Here is an 18,018-nt window from a genome sequence, read left to right on the forward strand (position 1 = left end):
GCACATGATGACTAAACGACATCCGGTACGTTTGTTCCTGCTCGCCATGTTTTGTTGTTATACCTGTTCTGCGCAAGCGCAGGTGCTGACCATGAAAGATGCAGTGCAAACGGCACTGAACAATTACGGAACCATCAAGGCCAAAGCCAACTATCTCAACGCATCCAAAGCCGCCGTCCTGCAGTCCCGGCGGGACTACCTGCCCAACCTGAGCGTGTCCGCACAGCAGGATTACGGTACCGTTAACGGCCAGAACGGCCCGCTGTACGGCTTTGGCGGCCTCGGCGTAGCTTCTTCCGGCCTTCCGCTGCCGGAGCAGAACTGGAACGCCGCTTTCGGCGCTTTGTACCTCGCCAACATCAACTGGGAATTTTTTGCCTTTGGCAGAATGAAGGAAAAGATCAGAACGGCGGAATCGCTCGCGCGCCGTGATGAGCTGGACTGGCAGCAGGAGCAGTTCCGGCACGAAGTGAAAGTAGCCGGCGCTTACCTGAACCTCCTGGCCGCACAGCGCCTCATCCGCTCCTGGGAGCGCAACCTGGAACGCGCGGATACCTTCCGCGCCATTGTGAAGCGGCGGGCAGACAACGGGCTTATCGCCGGGGTGGACTCTTCGCTGGCGAGCGCGGAAGCATCCAACGCCCGTATCACGCTTACCAAAGCGCGGGACCTGGAAAAGGAACAGGCCAACCTGCTGGCGCAGCTGATGGGCGTTGCCCCCGCGGATTTTGTGCTGGACAGCTCTATCATCACCCGCCTCCCTGCCGTTATAACGGATACGGTTACACTCAACAGCAGCGGCCATCCCTATCTGCAATACTACGAAAGCCGCATCCGGCTCAGCCAGAAGCAGGAGAAATATATCCGAACGCTCAATTACCCGGCGTTCTCTTTCTTCAGCGTACTGCAAACACGGGCCTCCGGCTTTTCTTCCCAATACGCCACAGATCAGACGGCCTTTACGCACAATTACTGGGACGGCATCAACCCCACGCGCAGCAACTACCTGTTCGGCATCGGGGTCACCTGGAACCTGACCAGCCCGCTGCGCGTCCGGCAGCAGTCCGCCGTACAGGGCTTCACCTCCAAAGCGCTGCAAAATGAAATGGAAGTGGTGGACCAGCAGCTGAAAGCGCAGCTGGTGCTGGCGGACGTGAAGATCAAAAATGCGCTGGACAACTACCGCGAAGCCGCCGTGCAGATCAAAGCCGCCTCCGACGCCTACCTTCAGAAATCCGTTCTCTACAGGAACGGGCTCAGCACGCTGGTAGACGTTACCCAGGCCATGTACACCGTGAGCCGCGCGGAAACGGACCGGGACATCGCCTACAGCAACGTGTGGCAGGCGCTGCTGCTGAAAGCCGCCGCCGCGGGCAACTTCGGACTATTTATCAACGAATTCTAACAGACATACAATGGGACTCATAAGAAGCGCACTGGAAAAACCGATCTCCATCCTCGTAATTGTAGCGGGGCTGTTCTTCTTCGGTATCAAATCCGTGCGGGACATCAAGGTGGATATATTTCCGGCGCTGGACATGCCGGTGCTGTACATCGCCCATCCCTTCGGCGGTTATACGCCCGACCAGATGGAAGCCTTCTTCGCAAAGAACTATGTGAACATCCTGCTGTTCGTGAACGGCCTCAAGTCCATCGAAACAAAGAACATCCAGGGCCTCACGCTGATGAAGCTGAGCTTTTACGAAGGCACCAACATGGCACAGGCCGCCGCCGAAGTCTCCGCCTACTCCAACAGGATACAGGCCATCTTTCCGCCCGGTTCCCAGCCGCCGTTCGTCGTTCGTTTTGACGCATCCACTTTGCCGGTGGGCGAGCTGGTGCTCAGCAGCGAGATACGAACGAACAACGAGCTGATGGACATGGCGAACGTGTACGTGCGTTCCTCCTTCACGTCCATTCCCGGCCTGGTGGCGCCGCCGCCCTTTGGCGGCAACATCCGCACCGTGGTCATCAAAGCCGATCCGGAACTGCTGCGCGTGCACAACCTTACGCCGGACCAGCTGGTGGAAGCGCTGCGCCTGAACAACCAGACCGCCCCCTCCGGCAACGTGCGCATCGGTGACAAAAACTACATCACACCAACGAACACCACTATACGAAACATAAAAGACTTTGAGAACATCCCGCTTTTCAAAGGCGGCGTGCAAACCCTCTACCTCCGCGATGTAGCCACCGTGGAAGATGGGGCGGACATCGCAGCAGGATACGCCCTCGTGAACGGCCGCCGCTCCGTGTACATCAACGTAGCGAAATCCGCGGACGCCTCCACCTGGGAAGTGGTGCAGACGCTGAAGAAATCCATCCCGCGCCTGCAAAGCCAGCTACCGGAAGACGTAACCCTGTCCTACGAATTCGACCAGTCCACCTACGTAATGAACGCCGTGAAAAGCCTCGTGAGCGAGGGCATCATCGGTGCGGTGCTGACGGGCCTCATGGTCGTGCTTTTCCTCGGCGACCTGCGGGGCGCGCTCATCGTGATCCTCACCATTCCCGTATCCATCATCTCCGGCGTACTGTTCCTGAACCTCTTCGGGCAAACCATCAATATCATGACGCTGAGCGGTCTTGCACTCGCCATCGGCATCCTGGTGGATGAAAGCACGGTAACGATAGAGAACATCCACCAGCATCTGGACATGGGCAAGCCCAAAGCCCTCGCCATCTGGGACGCCTGTAAAGAGATCGCGTTCCCCAAGCTGCTGATCCTCTTCTGCATCCTCGCGGTATTTGCGCCGGCCTTCACCATGAAAGGCATTCCCGGTTCGCTCTTCCTGCCGCTGGCGCTCGCGATCGGCTTTTCCATGATCACGTCTTACTTCATGTCGCAGACCTTTGTGCCCGTGATGGCCAACTGGATCATGAAAGGGCACAAGCCACATCACCTCCCGTCAAAGCTGGATGAAAGCGACACCTGGGACCAGAAGAAAGTACTCGTGGAGCGCGCGGACAGCAACAACGACGGCAAGATCAGCCGGTTCGAACGGTTCAGGGCGCGCTTCATCCGTTTCATCACCCGCATATTGCCGTACCGCAAACCCGTTGTGATCGCGTATTTGCTGATCATCAGCGGTATTGCCGCACTGCTGCTCATGAACGTGGGGCGTGATGTATTGCCGAAAACCAACGGCGGCCAGTTCCAGGTAAGGCTGCGCGCACCGGAAGGCACGCGCATGGAACGCACGGAAGAAAAAACACTCGCCGCCATCCACAGCATAGAAGACCTCGTAGGCAAAGAGAACGTTTCCATCAGCTCGTCGTACGTAGGGCAACACCCTTCGCTGTTCTCCGTAAGCCCCATCTACCTGTTCATGCCCGGTCCGCATGAAGCCGTGGTGCAGGTAGCGCTTAGTAAAGATTTTCATACAGATCTGGATGATCTGAAAGAACGCATCCGCGCCCGGCTGAAGGAAACAATACCTGACCTGCAATTATCTTTCGAGCCGATCGAGCTGACGGACAAGATCCTCAGCCAGGGTTCGCCCACACCGGTGGAAGTACGCATCACCGGAAGAAATAAAAAGCTGAATGAGGAGTATGCGCAGAAGATCATGACGAAGCTGCGGGAGATAGATTACATGCGCGATGTACAGCTTATGCAGTCCACCAAATACCCCGCCATCAAAATAGAAGTAGACCGCACGCGCGCCGCGCAGCTGGGTGTGGACATGACGGACGTTTCCCGCTCGCTGATCGCATCCACCTCATCCTCCCGCTTAACGGAAAAGAATATCTGGGTGGATGAAAAAGCCGGCCTGAGCTACAGCGTGCAGGTGCTGGTGCCGGAAAACAAGATGAACAGCATTCACGACATCAGCGAGATACCCCTGATGCGCAACGCCTCCCGCCCGCTGCTCGGAGATATCGCCACGATCAAAGAAGATACCACCTACGGCGAAAACGATAACCTCGGCGCCATGCCGATGATCTCCGTCACCGCCAACCTGAATAATAAAGACCTCGGCACGGCGGGCGAAGACGTGAAAGCCGCCATCGCTTCACTGGGCGAGCTGCCGCGCGGCCTTTCGATGGAGCTGGTAGGCATGTCCAACACGCTGGACGAAACTTTGTCCAGCCTGCAATCCGGCCTGATCATAGCGATCGTGGTGATCTTCCTCATGCTGGCGGCCAACTTTCAGTCCTTCAGCGTTTCTTTTGTAGTGCTCACCACCGTACCCGCAGTGATCCTCGGTTCGCTGCTGATGTTGATGCTCACCGGCTCCACGCTGAACCTGCAATCGTACATGGGCATCATCATGTCCGTAGGCGTATCCATATCCAACGCGGTGCTGCTGATCACCAACGCCGAGCATCTGCGCCGGCACAACGGCGATTCGCTGGCCTCCGCGAAGGAAGCGGCCGGGCTGCGCATGCGGCCCATTTTGATGACGAGCCTGGCGATGGTGGCCGGTATGATCCCGATGGCGATCGGCCATGGAGAGGGGGGCGACCAGGTATCTCCGCTGGGCCGGGCCGTGATCGGCGGGCTGGTGGCCTCTACGTTTTCAACGCTGATCATCCTGCCGCTGGTGTTCGCATGGGTGCAGAAAAAAGCATCCATCGTATCCGTATCCCTCAATCCTGAAAATAAAGACAGTAAACACTATATACCTTCTTTGTATGACAACAAACAATAGCATACAGATCATGTTCGCCGCCGTTCTGCTGGCTGGTTGCGGCGTTTCGCAAAGCAAGCCGGACAACAAGCCCGCGGAAACCGTTGCCGCCAACGCGGTGAGCATGTTTACGCTGAAGAAAGACGTTTTTTCCGCATCGCTGCGTATCCCCGGTGAGCTGGTGGCTTATCAGCAGGTAGATCTTTATGCGAAGGTGAACAGCTTTGTAAAAAAATTGTATGTGGACGTAGGCTCCAACGTTAGCGCGGGGCAGTTGCTGGCTACGATGGAGGCGCCGGAAATGAACGCGCAGCTGGCCGGCGCGGAATCACGGCTGCGCTCGCAGGAAGCCGTATACCTCGCCAGCAAGGCCAATTACGACCGCCTGTACCAGACCAGCCAGACGCCGGGCACTGTTTCACAGAACGACCTTGACCTGGCATTCGCCAAACAGCAATCCGATTATGCGCAGCAGGAAGCAGCGAAAGCAGCTTACCGCGAAATTGCGGACACGCGGAATTATCTGGAGATACGCGCGCCGTTCGACGGCGTGATCAGCACCCGGAATGTAAGCGCCGGCGCTTATGTAGGCCCTTCCGGTAAAGGTTCCGAGTTCCCGCTTTTCTCTTTGCAGCAGCAAAGGAAGCTGCGCCTCGTGGTAGCCGTACCGGAAGCATACACCGCCTATCTCGCCGGTGAAAAAGCCATCAGCTTTACCGTACGCTCCATGCCCGGCCGGGCGTTCAACGGTACAATTAACCGCCTCTCCGGCGCGCTGGACAGCCGTTTGCGCTCGCAGCGGATTGAAATGGACGTGCAGAACAACGACAAAACACTGTTGCCCGGCATGGTGGCGGAAGTGAACATTCCGCTGAATAATAAGGACAGCGTGTTCGTAGTGCCCACGACTGCCGTAGTAAGCTCCACCGAAAAAGTATTTGTAGTGCGGCTGAAGAACGGCACAGCGGAATGGGTGAACGTGCGCAGAGGCCGGGACGCGGAAGGAAAGACAGAAATATTCGGCGACCTCGAAGCCGGCGACATACTTGTGGAAAGAGCAAACGATGAAATAAGGAACGGATCAAAGATCACACAGAAGAAGTAACGGATCAATAACCTGGAATGTGCGGGGAGCGGTACGGTGATAGGTACCGTTCCCTTTTTTTATGGCTGTTTCATAAATTATGCCAATGCTGAAAGTGGGGTTAATCAATTGATAATGAATTATATAAGTGTGGAGGTAAATCTACAGTAAAGTAGTATGAAATTTAGATAAATTGCCGCACATTATGATCCTTATAGTTGATGACCGTCCCGATAATATCTATTCGCTCCAGAAGCTGCTTGAGATCAACAATTTTAAAGTAGATACGGCGTCTTCCGGAGAAGAGGCGCTGCGCAAGATTCTGAAGAATACCTACTTCCTGATCATCCTGGATGTGCAAATGCCGGGTATGGACGGCTTTGAAGTGGCGGAGGCGATCACCGGCTACAGCAAATCAAAAGACATTCCCATCATCTTTCTTTCAGCCGTTAATGTAGAGAAGCGGTTTATTGCAAAAGGATACACTTCCGGCGCGATCGATTATATCACCAAACCATTTGATCCGGACATCCTGCTGCTGAAGGTCAGCACTTTTTACCGCCTGAACCAGCAAACGCGCGCGCTGAACGAAACGCAGGAAGCGCTCTGGCAAAGCCTCGAGGAACTGCGCTCCATTCTCGAATCCATTCAACAGATCGCCTTTACCCTGAACGCCGCCGGTGAAATAGAATTCGTGAACAGGTACTGGTACGAGTATGCGGCGGACAAGTCCGTATTTCCTGAAGCGGAGGACGAAAGCCCTGCCGTAGCGGATTGCGTGCGGGTGGCGCTGGCTTCCGGCGTGCAGGAGGTCAATGAAGTAAGGATCAGGCATATCGGCAGGAATGAATACCGTTATCACCTGCTCAGCATGACGCCCGTGCGGAAAGACGACCGTATTGTAAAATGGGTAGGCATCTTTACAGACATCCACGAACAGAAAATGATCAACCAGCTGCTGGAAAACCGCGTGCACGAAAGAACGCTGGCCCTGCAGCAGGCCAACCGCGAGTTGGAGATCAGCAATCATGAATTGCAGCAGTTCGCTTACATTGCTTCCCATGACCTGAAAGAACCGCTCCGGAAAATACAGGTGTTCAGCAACCTCATCAGCGGAAAGATAGGAGAGGAGCAGCCGGAAGCGCTGCATTACCTTAACCGGGTCATGCATTCCGCGGAGCGCATGAACAAGCTCATCACGGACGTGCTGGATTATTCGAAACTTTCCATTACCTCCATATTTCATGTAACAGACATCAACACCGTTATCCGCGAGATCATGGACGATATGGAGCTGCTCATTGCGGAGAAGCAGGCGCTCATTCATGTGCACGAGCTGCTGCCGCTGGAGGTGATCCCTTCGCAGATCAGGCAGGTGTTCCAGAACATTATCAGCAATGCCATCAAGTTTTCCCGCGCGGGAACGCAGCCCCTCATTCACATCCGCGGAGAGCGGGTGAAAGAACGCGCGACGGACAGCAAGGCGGCGCCGGAAGGAGCCTGGTACCGCATCACCGTGTCGGATAACGGCATCGGCTTCGACGACACCTACCGCACCCGGATATTCGAGATATTTCAGCGCCTGCATGGCCGCAACGAATATGAAGGCACCGGCATCGGGCTGGCCATCGTCAAGAAGATCATAGACACGCATAACGGGCTGATCACCGCCCAGAGCGAGCCGGGCAACGGCAGCACATTTATCATGGTTTTACCTGTCAATCAATTATAAAAAGAGAAATGAAGTCTACATTCCAGCGGAATCTCATCATCGGCTTTGGGTTTTCCCTGCTATTACTGATATTCAGTGCAGTGGCATCGTACATCAGCATCCGCAACCTGGTAGAAAGCGCCAGGCTGGTGGACCATACCAATGACGTGCTGCGCAGGCTGGATGGCGTGCTCCTCCGCCTGAAAGATGCGGAAACCGGCCAGCGCGGGTATATCATCACCGGGAATGAAACCTATATGGTGCCCTACCAGAAAGCGATAGACAGCATCCGCATCAACATCGCAAGGGTAAAAGAAATGACGATTGACAATCCGGTGCAGACGGCCGCAGCCGACCAGTTGCTGGAACAGGTGATGTTACGCGCAAATGTGTTAAAATCGAATATCGATAAAAAGAAAAACGGCGCGGTACTGACGGTAGGCGATATTGAAGAAGGCAGGGTTTACATGGAGCAGGTGGATCAGCTGGTACAGCTGATGAAGGCCCGCGAAACGCAGCTGATGAAGGAGCGAACGGAGAACATGAACAAATTCGCGGCATCCACGCCGGCCTTCCTGATCATCGCCACTGTACTGTCCCTGCTCATCACCGTTACCTTCTTTGTGAAGGTGAACAATGATTTCAAGAAACAACGGCAGCTGCGGCGCGAACTGGAAATAAAGGACGAAGATATCAGCCGCCGCATCAGTATCATCCGCGATATTGCAAACAGGATCTCCGCGGGGGATTATTCCACCCGCGCGCAGGAAGTGGGGGAAGACGGGCTTGGCAACCTGTCCGTTTCTCTCAACAAGATGGCGTCTTCCCTGGAATATTCCTTCGGCCTGCTGGAAGGCAAGGAATGGCTGCAAACAGGCGTTACCACGCTGCATGACAAGATGCTCGGAGAATATGACCTGCCTTTGCTGTCCAGGAGCATCATCGATTTTGTAGTGACTTACACCGGCAGCCATGCCGGCGCATTTTATATGGTGGAAGAAGGCTCCGCGCTGCATTTCCTGGACGGGTATGCGGTAGACGGAAAGCATGTAAAACCCGTGATACCCTTTGGCGACGGCCTGGCCGGGCAATGCGCGGAAAGCCGCCAGATGATGCATCTGCAAAACGTGCCGGAAGACCTGCTGGTCATCAGCCACGCCACCGGCGCCGTAAAACCCCGCAACATCGTTGCCATCCCGCTGCACCATGAACGCAAAACAGAAGGCGTGATAGAGCTGGCGTCGCTGCGGCCTTTTTCCGAAAACGACCTCGCCTTCCTGGAAGCGATCGGTTCCAGCATCGGCACCGTGCTGCACGGCGTGAAGAACCGCCGGCGCCTGCAGGAACTGCTGGAAGAAACGCAATCGCAATCGGAAGAATTGCAGGCGCAGCATAACGAGCTGGAAAACATCAACAGCGAACTGGAAGCGCAAACAGAAAAGCTGCAGGCATCCGAAGAAGAGCTGAAAGTGCAGCAGGAAGAGCTGCTGGAAGCGAACGAAGAGCTGGAAGAAAAAGCAAGGCTGCTGGAAGAACGTAACCAGCTTGTGTTTGAAAGGAATATTGAAATACAGCGCAAGGCGGAGGAACTGGAACAGAGCACGCGCTACAAATCAGAATTCCTCGCGAACATGTCGCACGAACTGCGCACGCCGCTCAATTCCATCCTGCTGCTGTCCCGCCTCATGGGAGATAACAGCCAGCAGAACCTGACGGAGGAGCAGGTGGAATATGCCAGCGTGATACAGAACTCCGGCAAGGGCCTGTTGTCGCTGATAGACGAGATACTGGACCTCTCGAAGATCGAGGCGGGCAAAATGGAGCTGGTGTACAGTGATGTGAGCGTGGAAGATATTATGCAGGACATGCGGTCGCTGTTTGAACCGGTGGCGAAGGAAAAGGGGATCGACTTCCGGGTAAAGGCGGATGATAACGTATACAGCATCATTGAAACGGACAAGCTGCGGCTGGACCAGATCATTCGCAACCTGGTGTCCAACGCGCTGAAGTTTACCGCCACGGGATATGTGGAGCTGCGGGTGTCTATGCCGGAGCAGCGCAGCACCGTGATGTTCACCGTGAAGGATACCGGTATTGGTATTTCGCGGGACAAGCAGCAGATCATCTTTGAAGCCTTTCAGCAGGCCGATGGCTCCACGCGCCGCAAATACGGCGGCACCGGCCTTGGGCTGTCTATCAGCCGCGAGCTGACGAAGCTCCTGGGCGGGGAGATATCCCTGAAGAGCGAGCCCGGGAAAGGCAGCGAGTTCACTGTGAGCATCCCCGCCACGCGCGCCGCGGCCGCCGCCTTTACCGTGCAGCCGCAGGAAAAAACGGAGCCGCTGCCGGAAACAAAAAGGGAACGTTTCGTGAGCCAGGTGATACCGGAACAGGTGGAAGACGACCGGGCTTCCATCACGCAGAAAGACCGCGTGATCCTCATCGTGGAAGACGATACCAGCTTCGCCAGGGCGCTGCTGGAATTTACCCGGCAGCGGGGATATAAAGGCGTGGTGACCGTACGGGGCGACGAAGCCGCCGGTCTTGCGCTGCAATACAGGCCGCAGGGTATCTTGCTGGACATACAGCTGCCCGTGAAAGACGGATGGGAGGTGATGGAAGAGCTGAAAAGCAATCCACTCACCCGCCACATCCCCGTGCATGTGATGTCTTCCTTCCAGGGCAGGTTCAAGAGCCTGTCCAAAGGCGCGGTAGACTTCATCGACAAGCCGGTGGCATACGAGATGATGGACGACATCTTTACGAAGATCGAGTTCATGCTCCATAATAATCCCCGCAAGGTGCTGATCGTGGAAGAAGATATGAAGCACGCCAAAGCGCTGGCCTTCTATCTTTCCAATTACAAGGTGAACACGGAGATCCGGGAGAACATCCTGGAAAGCGTGGAAGCGCTGCGGCAGAAGGAAGTGAATTGCGTGATACTGGACATGGGCATTGCCGGCGAGCGGTCTTACGATACGCTGGATGAAGTAAAACGCTCGCCCGGCCTGGAAAATGTGCCCATCATCATCTTTACCGGCAAGCGCCTCTCCAAATCGGAAGAGCTGCGCATCAAGCAGTATGCGGATTCCATCGTGATCAAGGTCGCCAATTCCTACCAGCGCATCCTGGATGAAGTGTCGCTTTTCCTGCATCTTGTGGAAGAGCGGAAAGAGGCGGCCAAGCCGAAACTCGGCGTGCGGGAAGAGGTGCTGAAAGGGAAGACCGTTCTGCTGGCGGATGATGATGTGCGGAATATTTTCTCCCTCACAAAAGCGCTGGAGGCGCATGGCATGCGGGTGCATTCCGCGGTGGACGGCCGTGAGGCGCTCGAGCGCCTGCGTGAGCACCCGGAAACGGATATTGTGCTGATGGACATGATGATGCCGGAAATGGACGGCTATGAATCCACGCGGATGATCAAATCGGATGAACGGTTCTCAAAGCTGCCCGTTATTGCGGTCACCGCCAAGGCCATGACGGGCGACCGCGAGAAATGCATTGCCGCGGGCGCCTCCGATTACATCAGCAAACCGGTGGACATCGACCAGCTGTTGTCGCTATTACGGGTATGGTTATACGATACGGGCAAATAAAATATTGTTGTGCAATACGAGCTGAAGGATGAAGAGATCGCCCTGTTGCTACAGGACATACATGATATCTACGGGTATAATTTCAATGATTACGCGCGCCCCTCGCTGAAACGCCGTATCAACCGGCTGTATTCGCTGAACAGGTTTGCCGGTTTCCTGGACTTCCGGCTGCGGGTGCGGGAAGATCCGGCTTATTTCCGGTATTTCGTGGAGGAGGTGACCGTGAACGTCACGGAGATGTTCCGCGACCCGCATTTTTACCGTACGCTGCGGGAAACGGTGCTGCCGGTGCTGGCGACTTATCCTTTTATCCGCATCTGGCATGCGGGATGCTCCACCGGCGAGGAAGTTTATTCCATGGCTATCCTGCTGAAGGAAGCGGGCCTGCTGGAACGCTCGCTGTTATATGCCACGGACATCAATCCCGCCGTGCTGGAAAAGCTGCGCAAGGGCATCTTCCCGCTGCGCTTCATGAAACAGTATTCGGAGAATTATATCCAGTCCGGCGGGCGCTCCGATTTCTCCCGGAACTACACCGCGAAATACGACTGGGCGAAGTTCGACGAGCAGCTGACGAAGCGGATGGTGATCTCTACCCACAACCTGGTGTCTGACCGGTCTTTCAATGAATTTCAGCTGATATTGTGCAGGAACGTATTGATCTATTTCGACAAGGAGCTGCAGAACCGTGTGCTGCGTTTGTTTGACGAGAGCCTTGAGCCGCTGGGGTTCCTGGCGCTCGGGGCGAAGGAAAGCCTGAAATATTCGGTGATAGCACGTAAATACAAACAGTTGCCGGACCGGCAAAAGATCTGGCGTAAAATGGGTTAAATCGGGTTACGCCATTTGTTTTTCTTCGTTGAAATATTGCTCCAGGATGGTTTTGAGGGAGGAGATGCTAAATTGTTTCACCACATAGTCGCTGGCGCCGAGCCTTTTGGAATCGCTGATATCTTTCGGGTCGGAGGAGGTGGAGTAGATCACCACCGGAATGCCGGCCAGCCTTGCGTCTTTTTTGATCTCGCAGAGGCAGTCTTTCCCCGTCATACGCGGCATGTTCAGGTCCAGGAAAATATAGGAAGGAAAAAAGTTCTGATCTGACTGCAGCAACCGCAGCCCCTCTACGCCGTCATCCGCTGTAAAACAAACCACGTCCTGGTTAATATCCTGCAGCGCAAGCTTGAATATTTCCTGGTCGTCCTTGTCGTCATCAATCAGTAAGCATGTGTTTTTTTGTCTCATCGGGTTTCATGAATAATGACGGAAGATACAAAAAAACATGGAATCCTCCCGGCTCAATGATAATTGACAAAGTATTTCACCTGTTTCACCCATCGCATTTTTTGCCGGAGGTTATCCATATCGCAGACCAGCGCTTTTCTTCCCAGCGCGGCCAGTTCTTCCATGGAACATACGCCGGCGGTGTTGATCTTCAATTGCGCAATGGCCATCCAGCCCATGGCATGCAATGCGTGGATGGTAATGCCGTAGGCGCCTTTCGCTTTGCGGGAAAAGGGCATTTTGCGCAGCATGCGGTTGAATGCCGCCACATCTGTTAGAAATTGCTGCTGCAGCTTGTCGAAATTCCGGTAAAAATTAGGCACCGTGTGGATGCCGCTGTTCACGTCCTTATACACATCAAAAGCATCATTGGTCAGCTGCAGGAGGCCGGCCATGGGATAGAGCATTTTCAGGATGTCGTCCGCCGGATAGTGGTCCAGCACGGAGCAAAAGAGCAATACCGAATGATAGCTTTTTTCATAGGTGATCCGGTACAGTTCCTCTTCTGAAATGTCACTGCTCATCTGGCGGAGGGAAGCCTTTTGCCAGATGAAAACATTGTGCAGGTGCCGGATGACCAGCTCCCGGTCCGGCGACAGTTCCAGCAGCTGCAGGTATGCCTTTTGGGCTACATGCTCTTCAAAGCTTTGCGGGTGGTGCTTTTCGGGGTACAGCGTAAATGCTTCGATGGCCTCGTGGCTCAGGATATTATCGTCGAACAGGTCATCGTATAACGGCCCGAAGATGCTCAGCAGCAGGATCCTGTGATGTTCGTCTTCGCGCAGTTCCCTGCCGGCAAGATGGTAGAGGTTGTTGCAGACCACGTTCAGCGCCAGCTGCCAGTACTTCGTCACCCGCTTTACGGCAGAGGCGGGAAACTGCCCGGGCTGGCCGGCTTCAAGGGCGTTCAGCAAGGTGGGCAAATGCAGGCGGACATATTCGTCCTGCTCCTTTAAGCGCTGCCGGAGCCTGTTCAGGTGGCGGATAACTTTATAAAGACTGACGGTGTGACGTTGCATCGATGTGTTGTAGGGACCTTTGAAGGCGAAAAATAGGAATAACGGTGGAAAAAAAGAAAGCGGGAACCCGATTTTGACATCAGTCTTCCCGCTTTTTGTGGAGGATATCGGACTCGAACCGATCACCTCAAACATGCCATGCTTGCGCTCTACCAGATGAGCTAATCCCCCGAAATGGCTTGAATGGAGTGCAAATTTAGGCGGTTTTTCGATAAAACAAAAAATATTTCTGCCGCCGCCGCTGCTGGCTGTCCGCCGTCCCGCTCCGGCCATCAATGGATTTTTCTGTAAATTAATGCCCCGATACAAAATATGAAGATTCTTATCATCGAAGACGAACAGGCGCTCAGCAAAAGCATTGCCACCTATCTCGCGGCGGAGAACTATACCTGCGAGATAGCGCCGGACTGCAAAACAGCGATGAACAGGATAGAAACGTTCGAGTACGATTGCATCCTGCTGGACATCTCGCTGCCTGACGGCAATGGTCTGCAGGTGCTCAAGGCGCTGAAAGACGATCATAAAACGGACGGCGTGATCATCATCTCCGCCCGCGACTCCATAGACGACCGTATTCATGGCCTGCAGCTGGGGGCGGACGATTACCTCACCAAGCCGTTCCATTTATCGGAACTGGGCGCGCGCATTGCCGCCGTGATCCGCCGCCGGCGCTTCGCGGGCAATACCGCGCTGGAAGCGGACGGCCTCCGGCTGGATACGCAGGCCCGCTCCGTACGGATCAACGGCCAGATGGTAGACATCACCCGCAAGGAGTATGACCTGCTGCTGTACCTCCTCGCCAACAAGAACCGCGTGGTGTCCAAACACGCCATTGCGGAACATCTTTCCGGTGACGGGGACGGGCTGTTCGATAATTATGATTTCATCTACGCACACATGAAAAACCTGAAGAAGAAGCTGAGCCAGGCCGGATGGAAGGATCATATTAAGGCGGTATACGGTATGGGGTATAAAATGGAAGTGCCATAAAAGATCACTGATGAAATTATTAAACAAAACAGTACGCTATTACTTCCTGCTGTCCGTCATCCTGCTGCTGGTGGCGGTGCCGGTGTTCTATTTCGTGCTGAAACGTATTGTGATCGCCAATGTGGACGCCCGCCTGATCGCCACCAAAACCCAGCTGGTGCCGCGCCTGCAGGTGATGGAAGAAACCCCCGAAGGCAACAACCCCCTGCTTAATAACGACATCACCCTCGAACGCGCCGCCCCCCACAGCGGCCGCGATTCCCTGTATACTTCCGATGTGGTGGACAGTAACTCCCGCCGCAAGGTGACCTACCGCCTGCTGACCTCGCACCTTGTTATCAACCGGGACACCTACCGTCTGCAGATCAAGTCGTCCCTCGCGAACCACGAAGCGCTCATCACCAGCATCATTATTTTGCAGGTGCTGCTGTTATCGCTGCTGCTGGCGGGCCTGCTGCTGATCAACCGGAGCCTCGCGCGGCAGGTGTGGAAGCCTTTTTACAACACGCTCCGCAAGCTGCGGGCTTACAAGGTAGACGACGCGGCGCCGCTGCACCTGGGTAATTCCGACATCAGCGAGTTCAAAGAGCTGAACGCCGCCGTGGAGCAACTGGCCGAGCGCAGCCGCAAATCATATGTTTCCCAGAAAGAGTTCGCGGAGAATGCCTCGCATGAAATGCGCACGCCGCTGGCCGTTTTCCAGGGCAAGCTGGAATTGCTGATGCAAACCACGCCGCTGACAGAAGAGCAGGCCACGCTGATCACAGACCTGGCCACCGCCAGCCAGCGCATGGCGCGCCTCAACAAGGGCCTCATCCTGCTCACCCGCATCCAGAACGGGCAGTTCCCCGAAACGGAAGATATTTCCGTGCAGAAAATGGTCATCCACCTGTTAGATCAATACCGCTCACAGGCGGATCAAAAGCAGCTCGGCATTGAAACCAGCTGGCAGGAAGACCTGCTGGTGAAAGCCAATCCCACCCTGATAGAAGTATTGACCGGCAACCTGCTCGCCAATGCCATCCGCCATAACATCACAGGCGGCAACATCCTCGTAAAGATCGCCGCAGGCGCTTTTACCGTGCAAAATACCGGGCAGCTTTATCCCCTCAATACCGCCCGCCTTTTCCAGCGTTTCGCCAAAAGCAGTGCGGATGCGGAAAGCATGGGGTTGGGGTTGGAGATCGTCAAAAAGATATGCGACCTGTATAAGTATGAGATCACGTATGCTTATGAGCATCCCATGCATGTTTTCAGCGTGAAAATGCGGTAATGTTATTTCAACAGCTTTTCGATAGTTTTCATGCTCAGGAACATTTTCTTACTGTCGGGAAGTAATATAAACCCATAGCGTTTATAGAATGCTTCTGCATTTTCATCCAGGGGGTCAACCACTACCGCTATCGAACCAATGATCCTGGCGTTGTCACAACTTCTGTTTAAAGCGTCAAGCAGCAGCTCGCCTAACTTTTGCCCCTTATATCTTGCATCAACAGCAAGCCTGCCCAATAACGTAACAGGTAAATCCTGATATGCATTTGGCATTTTTTTGCTGACTCCCTCAGGTACAAGTTCTTTCCTGATGGAAGAACCAGATAAGGTATAATATCCCTTAACAATATCATTTTCATCTTCAAGAATGAAACATGCAGATAACTTGCGTTTTACATCCTGAGATGCCTGCTCCTGTATGTGCTTGTCAAGCGATTGTTTTCCACAGCTAAAATCCTTTTTGTTATGACTACTTCTTAATGGAACTGTCAGGTAGTTCATTTTTTCTTGTTAGTTTTTTTATACCGTTTAGCTGCTTCTTTCAGGTTAACATTGGGTTCACCGGGGTTCATAATTGCCGTAAAGAAAATTTCCTGGTCTTTTTGAGAGGCTAAAATAGCATTATGTTTCTCAACAATCTTCTCGGCTTGTACTTTTACTGAATAAATTACAAATTCGGTAAGGGTTTTATAACCAGCGAGATCCGCTGCATATTCAAAAAATTCTTTCATTTCAGTAGACAATCTGGTATCGAACCTTGTCATATTTGCCGCTTTCATGGCTATTCTCATTTAAATTTTAACAAATGTACGGAAAATATCCGTACAGTTATCCTCCTAATAAAAAGTTAAAACCACCCCGTCACACCTGTTTATTCAGAATGTATTCAGAATGCCCCCTGAAATTTACAGTATCAAAAAAAGAGATACTATGAGAAAAAAATTAACTATCGCCGCCATTGCTTTACTGGCGGCAGGCATTGGCGGGGGATATGCACTAAGCAACGTTTCTTCCGGCAAGCCGTACAACAGTATCTTGCAGGACGATCCCAAACCCCTGGTACGAACTTCTTATTCCGGCGGCAGCACAGCGGCACAGCCGGTTGACTTTGAAAAAGCAGCGGGCACAGCGGTTCCTTCTGTGGTACATATCAGAACAGTTGTAAAGTTCAAGCAAACACAGTCCCGCGGCGGTATGAACCCCTTCGGGATGGATGATGAACTGTTCGAACGTTTCTTCGGGGGCGGGCGCTCTTTTCAGCGGCCGGACCAGAAGGCTTCCGGCTCAGGGGTGATCATCAGCGAAGACGGCTACATCGTGACCAATAACCACGTAGTGGACGGCGCTACTGACATCAACGTAACGCTGAACGACCGCAAGAATTACAAGGCAAAAATAGTGGGCACAGACCCGAATACGGACCTGGCGCTGATCAAGATCGACGGGAAGGACCTGCCGGTGATGCCGCTTGGCAATTCTGACGAGGTGCGCCTCGGTCAATGGGTGCTGGCGATCGGTTACCCGCTGAACCTGGACGTGACCGTTACACAAGGTATTATCAGCGCCAAGTCCCGCAACATCGGCATCAACAGGCAGGGCAGCGCTCCCGTGGAGGCTTTCCTGCAGACGGATGCGGCCGTGAACCCCGGCAGCAGCGGCGGCGCGCTGGTGAATACGAACGGTGAGCTGGTAGGCATCAACGCCGCCATTGCTTCTCCCACCGGCTCTTACGCGGGATATGCCTATTCCATTCCGTCTAACCTGATGAAGAAAGTAGTGGGCGACATCATGAAATATGGCTCCGTGCAGCGCGGATACCTCGGCATCAGCATGGCGCCGGAGAACCTGGACGAAGCGCAGCGTAAGGAACTGGGCATCACCGGCAATGCTGACGGCGTATGGGTGGCCGATACGGACCCCACTGGCGCAGCTGCCGCCGCCGGTATCCGGAAAGGTGACGCCATCACGAAAGTGGACGATGTGAACGTTGCTTCCAGCGCAAAACTGGCAGAGCTGATCGCCATGAAAAAACCGGGCGATAAAGTAGACCTGACGCTGGTGCGCGACGGCCACGAAAGAAATGTAAGCGTTACGCTGAAAGGCAAACTCGGCGCTATGTCCGGCCAGCAGGCCGCGGCTGTGGAAGCGCTCGGGGCTGACTTTTCCGCGCTCTCCCGCGCAGATGCCGCAAAACTGCGCATCTCCGGCGGGCTGCAGGTAACGAATATCCGGGAAGACGGCGTGATTGGCAATCAGACGAACATGCGCCCCGGATTTGTGATCACAAAGATCGGCGGGATACCCGTGAGAAGTATAGACGAGTTAAAAGCTGCATTGGCAAAACAGGATGGCAATTTTCAGATCGAAGGGACTTACCCCGGCAGCGGCAGCATTTACTATTATGGGATCAATGATTTGAACTAAGAGGATG

13 protein-coding genes and 1 tRNA gene are annotated in these 18,018 nt (G+C 54.2%); 9 read left to right on the forward strand and 5 right to left on the reverse strand.

Features of this window, described 5'->3' with window-relative positions:
- Positions 1–4: 4 nt before the first annotated feature.
- The 6 genes from CCY01nite_RS10105 to CCY01nite_RS10130 all read left to right on the forward strand — a co-directional run bounded on the left by CCY01nite_RS10105 (position 5) and on the right by CCY01nite_RS10130 (position 11,856).
- Positions 5–1,405, forward strand: coding sequence for a TolC family protein (locus CCY01nite_RS10105; protein WP_146860246.1), 1,401 nt, complete (start codon positions 5–7; stop codon positions 1,403–1,405).
- A gap of 10 nt (positions 1,406–1,415) precedes the next feature.
- Positions 1,416–4,655, forward strand: coding sequence for an efflux RND transporter permease subunit (locus tag CCY01nite_RS10110; RefSeq protein WP_146860248.1), 3,240 nt, complete (start codon positions 1,416–1,418; stop codon positions 4,653–4,655).
- Positions 4,639–5,739 (forward strand): efflux RND transporter periplasmic adaptor subunit, encoded by a 1,101-nt coding sequence (locus CCY01nite_RS10115; RefSeq protein ID WP_146860250.1) that lies wholly within the window; start codon positions 4,639–4,641, stop codon positions 5,737–5,739. Before CCY01nite_RS10110 ends, CCY01nite_RS10115 begins: the two co-directional genes overlap by 17 nt.
- Before the next feature lie 184 nt (positions 5,740–5,923).
- On the forward strand, positions 5,924–7,450 hold the full coding sequence (locus tag CCY01nite_RS10120; protein ID WP_146860252.1) for a response regulator: 1,527 nt from the start codon (positions 5,924–5,926) through the stop codon (positions 7,448–7,450).
- An 8-nt stretch (positions 7,451–7,458) separates the two neighbouring features.
- Positions 7,459–11,025: a response regulator gene (locus tag CCY01nite_RS10125; protein ID WP_146860254.1), complete on the forward strand. Its 3,567-nt coding sequence runs from the start codon at positions 7,459–7,461 to the stop codon at positions 11,023–11,025.
- Positions 11,026–11,034: 9 nt separating this feature from the next.
- The gene (locus tag CCY01nite_RS10130; RefSeq protein ID WP_222614336.1) at positions 11,035–11,856 is read left to right on the forward strand and encodes a CheR family methyltransferase; all 822 of its coding nucleotides are present in this window, start codon (positions 11,035–11,037) and stop codon (positions 11,854–11,856) included.
- A 6-nt stretch (positions 11,857–11,862) separates the two neighbouring features.
- On the opposite strand, the gene CCY01nite_RS10135 is transcribed toward CCY01nite_RS10130, so the two are convergent.
- The 3 genes from CCY01nite_RS10135 to CCY01nite_RS10145 all read right to left on the reverse strand — a co-directional run bounded on the left by CCY01nite_RS10135 (position 11,863) and on the right by CCY01nite_RS10145 (position 13,496).
- Positions 11,863–12,267, reverse strand: a complete 405-nt coding sequence (locus CCY01nite_RS10135; RefSeq protein WP_146860258.1) for a response regulator — start codon at positions 12,265–12,267, stop codon at positions 11,863–11,865.
- A gap of 53 nt (positions 12,268–12,320) precedes the next feature.
- Positions 12,321–13,325, reverse strand: coding sequence for a class 1 isoprenoid biosynthesis enzyme (locus CCY01nite_RS10140; RefSeq protein ID WP_146860260.1), 1,005 nt, complete (start codon positions 13,323–13,325; stop codon positions 12,321–12,323).
- 98 nt (positions 13,326–13,423) lie between these two features.
- Positions 13,424–13,496: transfer RNA gene (locus tag CCY01nite_RS10145), tRNA-Ala, on the reverse strand.
- 141 nt (positions 13,497–13,637) lie between these two features.
- Between CCY01nite_RS10145 and CCY01nite_RS10150 the strand changes: the two genes are divergently transcribed.
- Positions 13,638–14,315 (forward strand): response regulator transcription factor, encoded by a 678-nt coding sequence (locus CCY01nite_RS10150; RefSeq protein WP_146860262.1) that lies wholly within the window; start codon positions 13,638–13,640, stop codon positions 14,313–14,315.
- A gap of 10 nt (positions 14,316–14,325) precedes the next feature.
- The gene (locus CCY01nite_RS10155) at positions 14,326–15,588 is read left to right on the forward strand and encodes a sensor histidine kinase (protein WP_146860264.1); all 1,263 of its coding nucleotides are present in this window, start codon (positions 14,326–14,328) and stop codon (positions 15,586–15,588) included.
- A 2-nt stretch (positions 15,589–15,590) separates the two neighbouring features.
- On the opposite strand, the gene CCY01nite_RS10160 is transcribed toward CCY01nite_RS10155, so the two are convergent.
- Both CCY01nite_RS10160 and CCY01nite_RS10165 read right to left on the reverse strand, forming a co-directional pair.
- The gene (locus CCY01nite_RS10160) at positions 15,591–16,088 is read right to left on the reverse strand and encodes a GNAT family N-acetyltransferase (RefSeq protein WP_146860266.1); all 498 of its coding nucleotides are present in this window, start codon (positions 16,086–16,088) and stop codon (positions 15,591–15,593) included.
- The gene (locus tag CCY01nite_RS10165) at positions 16,085–16,366 is read right to left on the reverse strand and encodes a type II toxin-antitoxin system TacA family antitoxin (RefSeq protein ID WP_146860268.1); all 282 of its coding nucleotides are present in this window, start codon (positions 16,364–16,366) and stop codon (positions 16,085–16,087) included. The genes CCY01nite_RS10160 and CCY01nite_RS10165 overlap by 4 nt, the downstream gene beginning before the upstream one ends.
- Positions 16,367–16,517: 151 nt before the next feature.
- Here CCY01nite_RS10165 and CCY01nite_RS10170 point away from each other — a divergent pair, with 151 nt between their 5' ends.
- Positions 16,518–18,011: a trypsin-like peptidase domain-containing protein gene (locus CCY01nite_RS10170; protein ID WP_146860270.1), complete on the forward strand. Its 1,494-nt coding sequence runs from the start codon at positions 16,518–16,520 to the stop codon at positions 18,009–18,011.
- Positions 18,012–18,018: the final 7 nt, after the last annotated feature.

The sequence above is a fragment of the Chitinophaga cymbidii genome (assembly GCF_007992715.1).
Taxonomy (GTDB): domain Bacteria; phylum Bacteroidota; class Bacteroidia; order Chitinophagales; family Chitinophagaceae; genus Chitinophaga; species Chitinophaga cymbidii.

What these genes read in the sequence shown, in the direction of transcription:
- CCY01nite_RS10105 (WP_146860246.1), top strand. Translation starts at nt 5, where the DNA reads ATGATGACTAAACGACATCCGGTACGTTTGTTCCTGCTCGCCATGTTT.
- CCY01nite_RS10110 (WP_146860248.1), top strand. Translation starts at nt 1,416, where the DNA reads ATGGGACTCATAAGAAGCGCACTGGAAAAACCGATCTCCATCCTCGTA.
- CCY01nite_RS10115 (WP_146860250.1), top strand. Translation starts at nt 4,639, where the DNA reads ATGACAACAAACAATAGCATACAGATCATGTTCGCCGCCGTTCTGCTG.
- CCY01nite_RS10120 (WP_146860252.1), top strand. Translation starts at nt 5,924, where the DNA reads ATGATCCTTATAGTTGATGACCGTCCCGATAATATCTATTCGCTCCAG.
- CCY01nite_RS10125 (WP_146860254.1), top strand. Translation starts at nt 7,459, where the DNA reads ATGAAGTCTACATTCCAGCGGAATCTCATCATCGGCTTTGGGTTTTCC.
- CCY01nite_RS10135 (WP_146860258.1), bottom strand. Translation starts at nt 12,267, where the DNA reads ATGAGACAAAAAAACACATGCTTACTGATTGATGACGACAAGGACGAC.
- CCY01nite_RS10140 (WP_146860260.1), bottom strand. Translation starts at nt 13,325, where the DNA reads ATGCAACGTCACACCGTCAGTCTTTATAAAGTTATCCGCCACCTGAAC.
- CCY01nite_RS10150 (WP_146860262.1), top strand. Translation starts at nt 13,638, where the DNA reads ATGAAGATTCTTATCATCGAAGACGAACAGGCGCTCAGCAAAAGCATT.
- CCY01nite_RS10155 (WP_146860264.1), top strand. Translation starts at nt 14,326, where the DNA reads ATGAAATTATTAAACAAAACAGTACGCTATTACTTCCTGCTGTCCGTC.
- CCY01nite_RS10160 (WP_146860266.1), bottom strand. Translation starts at nt 16,088, where the DNA reads ATGAACTACCTGACAGTTCCATTAAGAAGTAGTCATAACAAAAAGGAT.
- CCY01nite_RS10165 (WP_146860268.1), bottom strand. Translation starts at nt 16,366, where the DNA reads ATGAAAGCGGCAAATATGACAAGGTTCGATACCAGATTGTCTACTGAA.
- CCY01nite_RS10170 (WP_146860270.1), top strand. Translation starts at nt 16,518, where the DNA reads ATGAGAAAAAAATTAACTATCGCCGCCATTGCTTTACTGGCGGCAGGC.